Origin of the sequence: Arthrobacter sp. L77 (genome assembly GCF_000816565.1) — a bacterium.
In the GTDB taxonomy this organism is placed as follows: domain Bacteria; phylum Actinomycetota; class Actinomycetes; order Actinomycetales; family Micrococcaceae; genus Arthrobacter_D; species Arthrobacter_D antioxidans.
This window is the reverse complement of sequence record NZ_JWSU01000006.1, coordinates 658,485-671,845: the sequence shown is the minus strand read 5'-3', so window position 1 is coordinate 671,845 and position 13,361 is coordinate 658,485. Positions and strand designations below refer to the sequence as shown.

Here is a 13,361-nt window from a genome sequence, read left to right as displayed (position 1 = left end):
GGTCACCGCGAACGCGCTCGCGATGAAGCGTTGGTTGAGCAAGGCCGAAGAGTCCCTCGGCAACCACAGCGACCGCCTGAACGCCATCAACATCTTCCCCGTGGCCGACGGCGATACCGGCACCAACCTCTATATGACCGTCCGGTCCGCCGCGCGCGCCGCGCACGACGACGACGCCGTGGACCTCGGCGCGCTGCTGACCGTCGCGGGCCGCGCCGCCATGGAGGAGGCGCTCGGGAACTCAGGCACCCTCTTCGCCGTCTTCCTCTCCGCGCTCGCCGAACCGCTGCACGGCAGCACGCGGCTCACCAGTTCCCTGTTCGCCTCCGCGCTCCACCGGGCCGAGATCCGCAGCTGGTCCGCACTCAGCGACCCCGTGCAGGGCACCATGCTCTCGGTCCTCGAGGCGAGCTCACGCGGCGCGGCCGAGACCGCCTCCGCGCACGCCGGCGATGACAGCAACCACGCCCTCACCGTGACCCTCCGTGCCTCGGTGCAGGCCGCGCTGCGGGCCGTGGTGGACACGGAGAGCCAGCTCGGCGCGCTGACCGAGGCGAAGGTGGTGGACGCAGGAGGCGTGGGATTCCTCCTGATCCTCGACGCCCTGCGCGCCGCGGCCCTCGGCGAGGAGCTGCAGGACGAACTCCTCGACGGCCTGCACGGCTATGACATCCAGGCGCCGCACATCCACCGGGGCGGGGACGCGGACGGCGTGGAGGTCATGTGCACCATCAACCTCAGCCCCCTGGACGCCGCCACCCTCCGCCTCCACCTCGACGAGATCGGCGACTCGGTGATCATGAGCGCCGTCTCCCCGGTCGAGGACGGCTACCGCTGGCGCGTCCATGTGCACGTCCCGGACCCCGGACCGGCGCTGGCCCTCATCCATGAGGCGGGCACGCCGGTCAACATCACGGTGACCCAGCTCGCCGCCCCGCCGGTAGGAGCCGAGGCCGGTGAGTCCTGACGTCGTGCGTCCGGTGACGGGCGCGGCCCGCACGGCGACCGCCTCCGAGCTCGACGCACCGCTGGAGAAGCGCCTCGGCCCGGTGGCCAAGCTCCTGGACAAGCACTTCGGCATCACCACCGTGGGGGAGCTGCTCAACCACTTCCCGCGCACCTACCTCAAGCGCGGCGAGCTGACGCCCATCGCCGAGGTCCCGGTGGACGAGGAGGTCACCCTGATCGCCCGCGTGCAGTCCGCCAATTCGCGGCGCATGCACACGCGCAAGGGGACGCTCCTGGAGGTGGTCATCACCGACGACGCCGACGGCAGCCTCGGCGGCATGAACCTCACCTTCTTCAACGGCTTCACCGCCGCCCGCGAACTCAAGCCCGGCGTGCGGGCCATGTTCTCCGGCAAGGTCACGCTCTACCGCGGCCATCTCTCGCTGACCAATCCTCGCTACTCCCTGCTCGACGAGGGCGACGACGACCCGGCCCGCGCCAAACGCCCCATCCCGGTCTACCCGGCGGTCGAGAAACTCAGCAGCGATGCGATCGCCAAGGCCGTGGGCGTGGTCCTGGACACCCTGCGGCTCTCCGACCTCGACGATCCCATCCCGGCGTCGATCGCCCGCCGCGACAAGCTCATGAGCCTCGCCACGGCCTACGAGCTCGTGCACCGGCCGCCGCAGATCGAGGACGCCTACCGGGCCCAGCACCGCCTCCGCTACCAGGAGGCGTTCGTGCTGCAGGCGGCCCTCGCCCGCCGTCGTGCGCTCGCCGCCCGGGAGGAGGCGACGGCGCGCCCGCCCCACGCCGACGGACTGCTGGACCAGTTCGACGCCCGGCTGCCCTTCACCCTGACGCAGGGCCAGCGCGACGTCGGCCTGACCCTCGCGGAGGACCTCGCCCGGACCCACCCCATGAACCGGCTGCTGCAGGGCGAGGTCGGCTCGGGGAAGACCCTCGTGGCCCTGCGCGCCATGCTGCAGGTCATCGACGCCGGGGGACAGGCGGCACTGCTCGCGCCCACCGAGGTCCTGGCCGCCCAGCATCTGCAGTCCATCACCCGGACGCTCGGACCGCTCGCCGAGGGCGGCATGCTCGGCGGCGCCCTGGACGGCACGCGCGTGGTGCTGCTCACCGGGTCCATGTCCACGGCGCAGCGGAAGAAGTCCCTGCTCGACGCCGCGTCGGGGGAGGCCGGGATCGTCATCGGCACGCACGCGCTGCTCTCCGAGAACGTGCAGTTCTTCGACCTCGGGCTGATCGTCGTCGACGAGCAGCACCGGTTCGGCGTGGAGCAGCGCGACTCCCTGCGGACCAAGGCCCGCACCTCCCCGCACGTGCTGGTCATGACCGCCACACCGATCCCACGGACCGTCGCGATGACGGTCTTCGGCGACCTGGAGACCTCCACGCTCTCCGAGCTCCCCGCCGGCCGGTCGCCGATCGCCACGCACGAGGTGGGACTCACCGAGCACCCGGCGTGGATCGACCGCATCTGGTCCCGCGCCCGCGAGGAGATCGACGCCGGGCGGCAGGTCTACGTGGTGTGCCCGAAGATCGGCGACAACGGCAAGGCCGACGACGACGCCCCCGAGGCCCTCTACGGCGAACCGGCCGCGGAGCGGAAGGCCGGGGGAGCGCAGGAGCTCACCAGCGTCGTCGCGCTCTTCGACTCCCTCGCCGGGATCCCGCAGCTGCAGGGCGTCACGAGCGGCATGCTCCACGGGCGCCTGGACCCGCAGGACAAGGCGGACGTCATGGCACGCTTCGCGGACGGCACCGTGCAGCTGCTGATCGCCACCACGGTGATCGAGGTGGGCGTCGACGTCCCCAACGCCACGCTCATGGTCATCATGGACGCCGACCGCTTCGGCATCTCCCAGCTCCACCAGCTGCGCGGGCGCATCGGCCGCGGCGGGCACGCAGGAACCTGCCTGCTCGTCACGAAGCTGGAACCCGAGCACCCGAGCCGGGAGCGGCTCTCCGCCGTCGCGTCCACCACGGACGGCTTCGAGCTCTCGCAGAAGGACCTCGAACTCCGCCGCGAGGGGGACATCCTCGGGGCGTCGCAGTCCGGCGGGCGCTCGGCCCTGCGCTTCCTGAAGATCACCCAGCACGGCAAGGTCATCGAGAAGGCGCGCACCGACGCGCAGGAGATCGTCGCCGAGGATCCTGACCTGCACGATCTCCCCGGCCTCGCGCTGGCGATCGAGCTGTACCTGAACCCCGAGAAGGAAGCGTTCCTCGAGAAGGGCTGACCTGCAATCTCCGCGTCTGAGGAGGTAACCTCGCCTGTATGACGCAGATACGGATCGGTGACGCCGCACGCTTCCTCGCCGTCAGCGACGACACCGTGCGCCGCTGGATCGACGGCGGACTCCTCGGCAGCACCAAGGACGCCTCGGGGCGGGCCGTGGTGGACGCGCTGGAGCTCGCGGGGCTCGCCCGTCGCAACGCCGTGCTCCCCGGGGACCCCTCGGACATCGGCCGGTCCGCCCGCAACCGCTTCGTCGGCATCATCACGGACATCATCACGGACACCGTCATGGCCCAGGTGGAACTGCAGTGCGGTCCGCACCGCGTGGTGTCCCTCATGAGCAGCGAGGCCGTCCGGGACCTCGGCCTGGAGAAGGGGACGATCGCCATCGCCGTCGTCAAGGCCACCACGGTCATCATCGAGACCCCGGCGGGCAAGGCGTGACCGGGGTGCGCACGATGCCCTCCCGCCGCTTCCGCGCGCCCGGGGCGGGAGCCGCGGCCGCCGTCGTGCTCGCCCTGACCGCCTGCGGCACCATGGACCCCGATGCCGCAGGGTCCTCGGGCGCTGATGCTGTGGACGGCAGCATCACGGTGTTCGCCGCCGCCTCCCTCACGGCCTCGTTCACGGAACTGGCCACGCAGTTCGAGGAGGCCTACCCGGGGGCGGAGGTCAGCCTGAACTTCGCCGGCTCGTCCGATCTCGCCACCCAGATCAGCGAGGGCGCGCCGGCCGACGTCTTCGCCTCCGCCGACGCCGGGACCATGGCGAAGGTCGCGGACCTGCTCGCCGGCGACCCGGTGGAGGTCGCCACCAACACGCTCCAGCTCGCCGTGCCGCCGGACAACCCGGCGGGCATCACCTCCCTCGCCGACGCGGCGCGGCCCGGCATCAGGACGGTGGTCTGTGCGCGGCAGGTGCCCTGCGGCGCGGCCGCCGTCCAGGTCGAGGAGGCCTCCGGCGTGGACCTGTCGCCCGTCAGTGAGGAGTCCTCCGTGACGGACGTGCTGGGAAAGGTCGCCTCCGGCGAGGCGGACGCCGGCCTGGTGTACGTGACCGACGTGCGGGCTGCGGGCGACGCCGTCCGCGGCATCGACATCCCGGAGGCCGCCGACGCTCCCACCACCTACCCGATCGCCGCACTCGCCGACAGCGGCGACGCCGGGACCGCTCAGGAGTTCGTGGAGTTCGCATCCGGACCGTTCGGGCAGTCCGTCCTCAGGGCGGCGGGCTTCGGTGCGCCGTGACCCTGGGCCCCTGAACGCCGCACGCCTGCCGCGCTGGGTGGTGGCGCTCGCCGTCGTCGGCAGCCTGTTCGTGGTCCTCCCCGTCGCCGCGATGGCCCTGCGGGTCGACTGGCCGAACTTCGTCACGCTCGTCACGTCGGAGAGTGCGACGACGGCCCTGCTGCTGAGCCTGCGGACCTCCCTCACCGCGACGGCGCTCTGCGTCCTGGTCGGCGTCCCCATGGCGCTCGTCCTCGCCCGGACCTCGTTCCGCGGCCAGCGGCTGCTCCGCTCCCTCGTGCTGCTGCCGCTGGTCCTGCCCCCCGTGGTCGGCGGCATCGCGCTGCTCTACACGTTCGGGCGGCGGGGGCTGCTCGGCAGCAGCCTCAGCGCCCTGGGCGTCGAGATCGCCTTCACGACCACCGCCGTCGTCCTGTCGCAGGCCTTCGTCGCGCTGCCGTTCCTGGTGCTCAGCCTCGAGGGCGCCCTGCGGACGGTCGGCACACGCTACGAGGCGGTGGGCGCCACCCTCGGCGCCGGACGCTGGACCGTGCTGCGGCGCATCACCCTGCCCCTCGTGCTGCCGGCGCTCGTGTCCGGGGCGGTGCTCTCCTTCGCGCGGGCCCTCGGCGAGTTCGGCGCCACGCTGACCTTCGCCGGCAGCCTCCAGGGCACCACGAGGACGCTGCCGCTCGAGGTGTACCTCCAGCGGGAGACGGACCCGGACGCCGCTGTCGCCCTCTCCTTCATCCTCGTGCTGGTGGCCATCGCCGTGGTCGGGGTGGCCCACCGCGTGAGGCCCCTCGGGGACCTTGCCGCGTCCACGCGGGCGCCCTCCCGCGAGGCGGCGCGCCCATGAGCCTCACGTTCGACGCGACCCTGGCCGAGCGCGGCTTCGACGTCGCCTTCGAGCTGGCCCCGGGGGAGACCCTCGCCGTCCTCGGACCCAATGGCGCCGGCAAATCGACGCTGCTCACCCTCCTCGCCGGGCTGATCGCGCCGTCCACCGGACGGGCGGAACTGGACGGGACGGTCCTGTTCGACGTCGGCGCGGACCGGCGCACGCTCACCGAACCCCGGCACCGCGGCGTGTCGCTGCTCGCGCAGGAGGCGCTGCTCTTCCCGCACCTCTCGGCACTGGAGAACGTGGCCTTCGGCCCGAGGAGCCGCGGCATGGACCGCACGGCCGCCCGCGCGACGGCCCTCTCCTGGCTGGACCGCGTCGGCGCCGGGGACCTCGCGGGACGCCGGCCCGGGCAGCTCTCGGGCGGGCAGGCGCAGCGCGTCGCCGTCGCCCGCGCGCTCGCCGCGGACCCGTCGCTGCTCCTGCTGGACGAACCGCTGTCCGCCCTCGACGTCACCGTCGCCCCGGCCATCCGGACCCTCCTGCGGGACGTCCTCGCGGACCGTTCGGCGATCATCGTGACGCACGATCCACTGGACGCCTTCCTCCTCGCCGACCGCGTGCTCATCCTCGACGGCGGAAGGGTGGTCGAGTCCGGTGCCACCGCCGCCGTGCTGACGCGCCCGGTGACGGCGTTCGGCGCGCACCTGGCCGGCCTGAACCTCGTGACGGGTCGCCGGACGCCGGACGGCTTCACCGCGGGGGACGGGTGGACGGTGCCGCTCGCCGGCACGGCACCGGAGGGCTCCTCCCTCGCGCTCGCCGTCCGGCCTTGCCGGGTCACGGTGTCCCTCAGCGCCACGACCGCGCCGGGGGCGGTCTGCCTCGCAGCGGAGGTCGACGACGTCGAGCACCGCGGCGACCTCGTGCGCCTGCACGCCGGCGGCCTGGCGGCGGACGTGGCCCCGTCCGACGTCGTCGCCCTCGGGATCGTGCCCGGCGGCCGGCTGTTCCTGGGGTTCCGGCACGAGGACGCAAGCATCTACCCGGTGTAGGGCGTGCGCGGGCCCGGTGCGGTCGGGCGATAGAGTCGACGTCATGACCCGTATCATCGCCGGAGCCGCGGGCGGCTCGACCCTCACCAGCGTCGAGGGGAACGGTACCCGGCCCACGACGGACCGCGTGAAGGAAGCCCTCTTCTCGAGCCTCGAGTCCTACGGGGTGGTGCACGGCGCGCACGTGCTGGACCTGTACGCCGGCTCGGGATCCCTCGGTGTCGAGAGCGCGAGCCGCGGCGCGGCCACCGTGGACCTCGTCGAATCCGCCGACCGCGCCGCCGCCGTGGCCCAGAAGAACGCCGACCTCGTGAACAGGGTGCTGGGCTGGACGGCGGTGCGCGTGCACCGGTCCAAGGTGGAGACCTACCTGGAACGCGCGGCGCCGGAACTGAGGTGGGACCTCGTGCTGATGGATCCGCCGTACACGGTCATGGCCGACGGCGTGCTCGCGGTCCTCGGAGCGCTGGAGTCGCGGCTGGCCGAGGGAGCCGTGGTGGTCGTCGAGCGGTCGTCGCGGTCCCCGGAGCCGGAGTGGCCCGCGTGGCTCGAGCGGTTCGCGGACAAGAAGTACGGCGAGACGCGCCTGTGGTTCCTGGAGCCCGCCGTCGACTGACGCGCTGCCCGGCGCGGGCCGGGCCCCGATGCCCCTGTCGGGGTCGGAGCCCGGCCCGGACTGCGGGTGCTAGGCCCGGCGCCTCGTCCTGACGAGCGCCGTCACGCCCGCGGCGAGCCCGAGCAGACCCGCGGCCAGGCCGGCCCAGCCGACCGCCGACGTCGAACCCGTGTCGGCCGCGGCGTCGGTGGTCGACCCCGCCTGCTCGGTGTCGACGGCCTCGTCGGTCGCGTCGGTCTCCTCCGCGCCGTGGGAGCCGTGCGCGTCCTCGCCCTCGGCAGCCGTGGTGGTCACGAAGGACGGCGCGGGCTTCTCGGGCTCCTCCTCGCCCTCGACGGTCTCCTGGGTCCACGCCGAGACCTCGCCGTCCGTGTAGGACTGCGTGGTGGGCAGCAGCACGGTGGAGCCGGCCTCCGGGAGGCGGCCGACCGAGATGGAGAACGTCTGGTATTCCTGCTGCGAGATCTCAGCGCCCTCCTCCGCGGTCCATACGACGGACAGGGGTGCCTCGCTCAGCGTGGCGCCGTCGGCGGTGGTGACGGGTTCCGGCAGGGCGCCGGTGACCACCTCGGCCGTCCAGCCCTCCACCGGCTTGATCCGCACCGAGGTGAACGGCTGCTCGGTGGGCAGCTGCACCTCGAGCTTGTTCGTGCCGGCGGTCTCGGATTCGTTGGGAACGCTGAAGGTGAGCTGCGCGTAGCCGTCCTCCGTGGTGGAGGTGGGCGCGACGCTGACGTGGGCGCTGGCCGCGCCGAGGCCGACGGTCATCAGGCCGGCGGTGGCGAGCGCGACGGCGCCGGTGGTGAGGGCGCGTGAGGAGTGGGACGAAGTCATGGGACTGCCTTTCGGGGGTGCGCTCCAGCCCGCGACCGCGGGAGGACGTGGAGCAGCAGGGAACTGGGGAAAGTGGTGCGGGCAGCGCCACCGTGGCCCAGGGTCCGCAGGGACGTGTCCGGGTCAGATGGGCAGCGCGTGGGCGCGCGGCGGCCCGCGCAGCGTCGGCACCGAGGCGTGCACCGACAGCGGTGGCACGGGCGGCGGGACGTCCCGGACGGGACGGCGGCGGGGCGGGGCCTGCGGGGCGAGCGCCGGAAGGACGAACAGCGGGAGGAGCCACGCGCGGAGGAAGGCCAGCGCGCTGTCGCTGCGGGAGACCGCGACGGCCAGGACCACCGTGGCGAGGGCGTGCAGCAGCAGCATCGCGAGCCCCCCGGAGGTTGCGCCCATCGTGTCCTGCGCCGCGGGCGAGCAGGCGAGCTCGAAGGCCGCGTGGTGGCCCGGCATCGCGGAGGAGCTCTGGCAGACGGCGGGAGCGGCGGTCATGCCGAAGAGGGTGTGCAGCAGGAGCTGCCCGGCGCCCATGGCGAGCAGGGCCGACCGGAAGGAGAGCGCACGCCGGGTGAGCAGTGTCATCGGGACCAGGAGGAGCGCCCCGAGGAGCAGGATCACCCCGAGGTGCGGCAGGTGCCCGGCGGCGAGGAGGTGGGATGCCGCGGACACCGACATGACGAGCGAGACGAGCGTGAGGGCCCGGAGATAGGGAAGGCCGCCACCGGCCATGCGCATCTCCCTCCCTTCCGTGCTCTCATGCGTGGGCGAGGCTCCCGGTGCTCCTGGAACGGCCGACGCCTACCTGCCCGACAAGCGTACCGCCGTCGTCCGCGCCATCCGCGTACCGGTACTTCGTCCGGGCGCGGCCTCCGGATGGGCGCCGCGGGCAGGAGCCGACGGGCCGCGGGTCACGACGCGTACTGGTGGCTGCCGTGGAACCGGGGGGCACGGGCGGGACACACCGGGAGGTCGTCCGGCACCACGAGGGAGCAGGATCCGGGGAGATCGAAGGCGGTGTGGTCGACCTGTCCGATGCCCAGGCGGCGGAGGGCGTCGATGCCCTCGGTGTCGATGTGCTGGGCCTTGCTCGTATCGATCACGACGCGCGGGTCCCGCAGGATGCGGAAGCAGCGCCGGATGATGGGCAGCAGTGCCTGGCAGTTCTCCTCCGTGAGACACCCGTTGACCTCCATGCGCGCCTGGCGGAGGTCGAGGTCGAGGTTGATGGTGATGCGCAGTTTGTGGCTCATGGTTGGGTCTCCCAGCGGGAAGGGTCCATGCCAAACTGCTTCAGCCCCCTCAGGCTAGAGCGGGTATCAGGATGGCGCCAGCGCGGAATTCGTGCTTGACAGCCCCGCGCCGTCGTGGGCCCATCTACGCGGGAGGCTGCTCGAAGTGCGCGAGGTCCGGGCCCGCCAGGACGGCCGCGGGGTGTGGTCCGGCGGCGAGCAGCGCTCGGGTCCAGTGGGCCGGCCACGCCGCGCGGCGCGCGGCGACGATGACGTTCCCCGCCTGCCCGCCGCCCACCATGGCCGCCTCCGTCAGGACGGCGGTGGCCGGTGCGAGCGAGGAGAGCTGCCGGCTCTGCGCGCGGGCGAAGGCGAGCGGGGGGTCGTCGCCGACGTTCACCAGCACCACGCCGTCCTGGGCGCACACCCGCAGCAGATGCGCCGCGAAGTCCGGGCCGGTCAGGTGGGCGGGTGCGTCCGCTCCCGCGAAGATGTCCAGCACGACGACGTCGAAGGCCGCGTCGGGCTGTTCCAGCACGGCATCCGCGGCGTCCCCGGCGATGATCTCGCAGGACGTGCCCTCCGGCAGCGGCATGGCGTCGAGGACGAAGTCGATCAGCTCGGACTCCAGGTCCACGGCGACCTGCCGGGAGCCGGGCCGCGTGGCCTGCACGTAGCGGACGAGGGTCAGGGCCCCGGCGCCGAGGTGCAGGACCCGCAGGGGAGTACCCGCGGGTGCCGCCAGGTCGATGACGTTCGCGATGCGCTGCAGGTATTCGTAGAAGACCCGGCCGGGATGCAGCATGTCCACGTGGGACTGCTGGGCGCCGCCGATGCTGAGGATCAGGGCGCCCTCGATGTAGGCGTCCTCGTCGATCTCCGCATACGCGCCCGTCCCGGGGAGCCAGCGGGTGGGGACCTCGAACTCCCCGTCCCCCTCCGCGTGCCCGTCCGCGGGCCCCTCCGTCGTCCCCGCCGGCCCGCTGCTCACAGCCGGTCCCGCAGGGTCGCCAGGCGCCGCGCGCCCTCCTCGATCACGTCGAACTTCTTGCAGAACGCGAAGCGCAGCAGGGAGCGGGTCTGCCCGGCGCCCTCGGCATGGCAGAACATCGCCACGGGGATCGCCGCGACGCCGATCAGGGCCGGCAGGCGCCGGGCGAGGTCCGTGGCGTCCTCGATGCCGAGCGGTGCGGCGTCCACCATGGTGAAGAAGGTGCCCTCCGGCTCGAAGACGTCGAAGCCCGCCGCGCGGAGGCCTTCGCCCAGCAGGTCGCGCTTCTTCCGCAGGGTGCCCGCGATCGAGGCGAAGAACTCGTCGGGCAGCGCCAGGCCCTGGGCGACAGCGCCCTGGAACGGTGTGCCCGAGGTGTAGGTGAGGAAGGTCTTGACGGTGCGCACCTGGGCGACGAGCTCGGCCGGACCGCTGAGCCACCCGATCTTCCAGCCCGTCACGGAGAACGTCTTGCCGGCGGAGGAGATGCTCAGGGTGCGCCCCGCCGCCCCGGGCAGGGACGCGATCGGCACGAACTCCGCCCCGAACGTGAGGTGCTCGTACACCTCGTCCGTCACGATGATCGCGTCGTACCGCTCCGCCAGCCGCACGATCAGCTCGAGGGTCGGGCGCGTGAAGACACTGCCCGTGGGGTTGTGCGGGTTGTTGACGACGACGATCCGCGTGCGCTCGCTGAACGCGGCCTCGAGGCTCGCTGCGTCGGGCTGGAAGTCCGGCGCGCGCAGCGGGGCCGTGGTGTGCGTCGCGCCGGAGAGACCGATCACGGCGCCGTAGGAGTCGTAGAACGGTTCGAAGGTCAGCACCTCGTCCCCCGGGCCGGCGAACGCGAGGATCGCGGCCGCGATCGACTCGGTGGCGCCCGTGCTGACGATCACCTCGGTCTGCGGGTCCACGGTGAGGCCGTAGAAGCGCGCCTGGTGCGCGGCGATCGCTTGGCGCAGCACCGCGAGGCCCTGGCCCGGGGCGTACTGGTTCGCCCCGTCCGCGATGGCCGCCCGTGCCGCATCCAGGATCTCCCGCGGCCCGTCCTCGTCGGGGAAGCCCTGGCCGAGGTTCACCGCCGTGTGCTGCTGCGCGAGGGCCGTGACCTCCTCGAAGATGGTGATGCCGAGGCGGCCGTCGTCGCCGAGCAGGTTCGCGCCGCGCGCCGCCCGCATCCACGGCGCCTCGCCGGTAGCCCGCCGGGCAGGAGTCTGAGCGTCTGTCGTCATCCCACCAGTATTGCCGCTCCCACCGCCGGGGGCCCGACCGGTCCGTCACGGGCCGGCGGGACTGGGTACCGTGGGGGGATGAGCCGCGCCGTCTGCCCCGGATCCTTCGACCCCCTCCACAATGGCCACCTCGAGGTGATCAGCCGCGCCGCGCGGCTCTTCGACGAGGTGATCGTCGCGGTCTCGACGAACTACGCGAAGACGTACCGCTTCGACCTCGAGGAGCGCATGGCGTTCTGCGCGGAGAGCCTCGCATACCTTCCCGGGGTGACGGTGGTCCCGATGGGGGAGGGCCTCCTCGCGGACTTCTGCCGGGAGCATGGCGCGAGCGCCCTCGTGAAAGGGCTGCGGTCCGGCCTCGACTTCGACTACGAGCTCCCCATGGCCACCATGAACCGCCACCTGGCCGACATCGACACCGTGTTCCTGCCCACCGACACCGAGTTCGCCCACGTCTCCTCGACCCTCCTGAAGGAGGTGGCGTCCCTCGGCGGCGACGTCACGCCCTTCGTGCCGGACGCGGTCAACAAGCGCCTGCGGAAGTCCGCCTGATCCGCCTGATCCGCCTGCTCCGCCGGCCCGCGGGCCCGGACCTCAGACGGGGCGCGCGCAGGCCGGTCGCACGAACGATGCCACGAGGGCCGTGCTCTCCTCGACGAACCGCCCGAGCCACCCGGTCGCCCCGAGCCCGGGCCGCGACCCGGCCATGGTGATGTCCGCCTCGGAGCACTGCGCGAGGTTCGTCGACGCCCGGGTCACGTGGTAGGTGGAGGTGACGACGACGATCTCGTCCCAGCCGTTGTCCCGCGCCAGCGCGGCCACCGCGCGCGCCTCCCCCCGCGTGGTCAGCGGATCGGGGACGAAGCAGGTGATGTCGGGGTTCTCCTCGGCGCAGACGGCGTCGGTCGCCGCATTGCCCGGCAGCCCGGTGGAGGAGAGGACCAGTTCGTCCGCGACGCCGTCGTCGACCAGTTCCCGGCCGAGCGGCAGGCGTTCCGCTGCCGCCCCGGCGAGGACGACGACGGCGTCGGCCCTGCCCGCCGGGCGGAGCGGGGGATCGTAGAACAGCGTCCAGGCGAGGACCAGCCAGGCCGTCAGGCCTGCAGCCAGCAGCACCCCCACCGTGCGCAGGACCCGCAGGAGGCGTCGACGCGGTGCGGGGGGCAGGGGATCGGACGTCACGGTCCGAGCCTAGACGCCGCGCCCGTTTTGGGCCTGCCCGCCTGATCAGGCTAGGATGGTACGTCGGTCATATGTTCTACAGGAGTCACCATTAAAAGCGATCTCAGTTCGCCTTTGACGTTCAGTGTCAAGGATCTCGGACGCAGTCCGGGAAGCATGCGGACAATCGAAGAACATGCACCGGTACCCAAGGATTTCGGCGTCGCTCTGATCGGCGTGCAGGAGGGTTCCGAGATGGAACTGGACCTGCGCTTCGAATCGGTGCACGAGGGAATCCTGGTATCGGGAACGGCGAACGTCGAAGTAACCGGCGAGTGCGGCCGGTGCCTGGAGCCACTGCGGTTCGACCGCGACGTGGAGATCCAGGAGCTCTTCTTCTACAGCGACTCAGCGTCGCTGTCGGTGGAAGAGGAAGAAGAACAGCACAGGGTGGAGAACGATTCGGTCGATCTGGAACCCGTGTTGAGGGATGCAGTGGTTACGTCGCTGCCATTCCAGCCGGTGTGCCGGGAGGATTGTCAGGGCCTGTGCTCCGAATGCGGAGCGCGGCTCAACGATGATCCTGACCACCACCATGAAGTTTTGGATCCTCGCTGGTCAGCCCTTGCCGGGCTGACGGGCACCGCCGCCGAGCAGAACGCGGCACCCAAGTCAGAGTCAGACGAGAAGGAAGAGAGTTAGCCGTGGCTGTCCCGAAACGGAAAATGTCCCGCGCGAATACCCGCGCACGCCGGTCCCAGTGGAAGGCAACCGCCCCCAAGCTGGTCAAGACCCTCGAGAACGGCCGCGTCACCTACAGCCTCGCCCACCAGGCCAAGGTTGTCACCGATTCCGCCGGCACCCCGCTGTTCCTTGAATACAAGGGCCGCAAGGTAGCCGACGTCTAACAACGGACCCGCGCTCCCGGCAGGCCTCGCGCCTGCCGGTGGCCGTCCGCTGCTGGA

General features: G+C 72.2%; 16 protein-coding genes. 10 read left to right on the top strand and 6 right to left on the bottom strand.

Annotated features, from left to right (window positions below):
* The first annotated feature begins 22 nt into the window (after positions 1-22).
* Genes RY94_RS13350 through rsmD form a run of 7 tightly spaced genes read left to right on the top strand, consistent with a single transcriptional unit; the run spans position 23 to position 6,952 of the window.
* On the top strand, positions 23-967 hold the full coding sequence (locus tag RY94_RS13350; RefSeq protein ID WP_043445846.1) for a DAK2 domain-containing protein: 945 nt from the start codon (positions 23-25) through the stop codon (positions 965-967).
* On the top strand, positions 957-3,212 hold the full coding sequence (locus RY94_RS13345; RefSeq protein ID WP_231554527.1) for an ATP-dependent DNA helicase RecG: 2,256 nt from the start codon (positions 957-959) through the stop codon (positions 3,210-3,212). The genes RY94_RS13350 and RY94_RS13345 overlap by 11 nt, the downstream gene beginning before the upstream one ends.
* 38 nt (positions 3,213-3,250) lie before the next feature.
* Entirely contained in the window at positions 3,251-3,655 is a 405-nt protein-coding gene (locus tag RY94_RS13340) for a TOBE domain-containing protein (protein ID WP_043445844.1), read from the top strand.
* A 14-nt stretch (positions 3,656-3,669) separates the two neighbouring features.
* Complete coding sequence (gene modA / locus RY94_RS13335; RefSeq protein WP_043446680.1) at positions 3,670-4,458, top strand: molybdate ABC transporter substrate-binding protein; 789 nt, start codon at positions 3,670-3,672, stop codon at positions 4,456-4,458.
* Positions 4,448-5,296, top strand: a complete 849-nt coding sequence (locus RY94_RS13330) for an ABC transporter permease (protein WP_052274341.1) — start codon at positions 4,448-4,450, stop codon at positions 5,294-5,296. Before modA ends, RY94_RS13330 begins: the two co-directional genes overlap by 11 nt.
* On the top strand, positions 5,293-6,336 hold the full coding sequence (locus RY94_RS13325) for a sulfate/molybdate ABC transporter ATP-binding protein (protein WP_043445842.1): 1,044 nt from the start codon (positions 5,293-5,295) through the stop codon (positions 6,334-6,336). The genes RY94_RS13330 and RY94_RS13325 overlap by 4 nt, the downstream gene beginning before the upstream one ends.
* Positions 6,337-6,379: 43 nt before the next feature.
* The gene (gene rsmD / locus RY94_RS13320; RefSeq protein WP_043445840.1) at positions 6,380-6,952 is read left to right on the top strand and encodes a 16S rRNA (guanine(966)-N(2))-methyltransferase RsmD; all 573 of its coding nucleotides are present in this window, start codon (positions 6,380-6,382) and stop codon (positions 6,950-6,952) included.
* Between the two features lie 69 nt (positions 6,953-7,021).
* Here the strand turns inward: rsmD and RY94_RS13315 are convergent, their stop codons facing one another.
* The 5 genes from RY94_RS13315 to RY94_RS13295 form a co-directional block, all read right to left on the bottom strand.
* The gene (locus RY94_RS13315) at positions 7,022-7,786 is read right to left on the bottom strand and encodes a YcnI family copper-binding membrane protein (RefSeq protein ID WP_043445838.1); all 765 of its coding nucleotides are present in this window, start codon (positions 7,784-7,786) and stop codon (positions 7,022-7,024) included.
* Between the two features lie 123 nt (positions 7,787-7,909).
* Positions 7,910-8,512 carry a hypothetical protein gene (locus RY94_RS13310; protein ID WP_156135173.1) on the bottom strand — a complete coding sequence of 201 codons (603 nt, stop codon included), beginning with the start codon at positions 8,510-8,512 and terminating at the stop codon, positions 7,910-7,912.
* 179 nt (positions 8,513-8,691) lie between these two features.
* Positions 8,692-9,033: a hypothetical protein gene (locus RY94_RS13305; RefSeq protein WP_043445834.1), complete on the bottom strand. Its 342-nt coding sequence runs from the start codon at positions 9,031-9,033 to the stop codon at positions 8,692-8,694.
* Between the two features lie 124 nt (positions 9,034-9,157).
* Complete coding sequence (locus RY94_RS13300) at positions 9,158-10,003, bottom strand: spermidine synthase (protein ID WP_043445832.1); 846 nt, start codon at positions 10,001-10,003, stop codon at positions 9,158-9,160.
* Positions 10,000-11,235 (bottom strand): aminotransferase class I/II-fold pyridoxal phosphate-dependent enzyme, encoded by a 1,236-nt coding sequence (locus RY94_RS13295; RefSeq protein ID WP_043445829.1) that lies wholly within the window; start codon positions 11,233-11,235, stop codon positions 10,000-10,002. The genes RY94_RS13300 and RY94_RS13295 overlap by 4 nt, the downstream gene beginning before the upstream one ends.
* A gap of 78 nt (positions 11,236-11,313) precedes the next feature.
* Here RY94_RS13295 and coaD point away from each other — a divergent pair, with 78 nt between their 5' ends.
* Positions 11,314-11,787 (top strand): pantetheine-phosphate adenylyltransferase, encoded by a 474-nt coding sequence (gene coaD, locus RY94_RS13290; RefSeq protein WP_043445827.1) that lies wholly within the window; start codon positions 11,314-11,316, stop codon positions 11,785-11,787.
* Positions 11,788-11,829: 42 nt separating this feature from the next.
* Here coaD and RY94_RS13285 read toward each other — a convergent pair whose 3' ends face one another.
* Positions 11,830-12,417 (bottom strand): YdcF family protein, encoded by a 588-nt coding sequence (locus RY94_RS13285; protein WP_052274340.1) that lies wholly within the window; start codon positions 12,415-12,417, stop codon positions 11,830-11,832.
* A 114-nt stretch (positions 12,418-12,531) separates the two neighbouring features.
* On the opposite strand from RY94_RS13285, the gene RY94_RS13280 reads away from it, so the two are divergent.
* Both RY94_RS13280 and rpmF read left to right on the top strand, forming a co-directional pair.
* On the top strand, positions 12,532-13,098 hold the full coding sequence (locus RY94_RS13280) for a YceD family protein (RefSeq protein ID WP_043445825.1): 567 nt from the start codon (positions 12,532-12,534) through the stop codon (positions 13,096-13,098).
* Positions 13,099-13,100: 2 nt separating this feature from the next.
* Positions 13,101-13,304 (top strand): 50S ribosomal protein L32, encoded by a 204-nt coding sequence (rpmF, locus tag RY94_RS13275; protein ID WP_043445822.1) that lies wholly within the window; start codon positions 13,101-13,103, stop codon positions 13,302-13,304.
* The last annotated feature ends 57 nt before the right edge of the window (positions 13,305-13,361 follow it).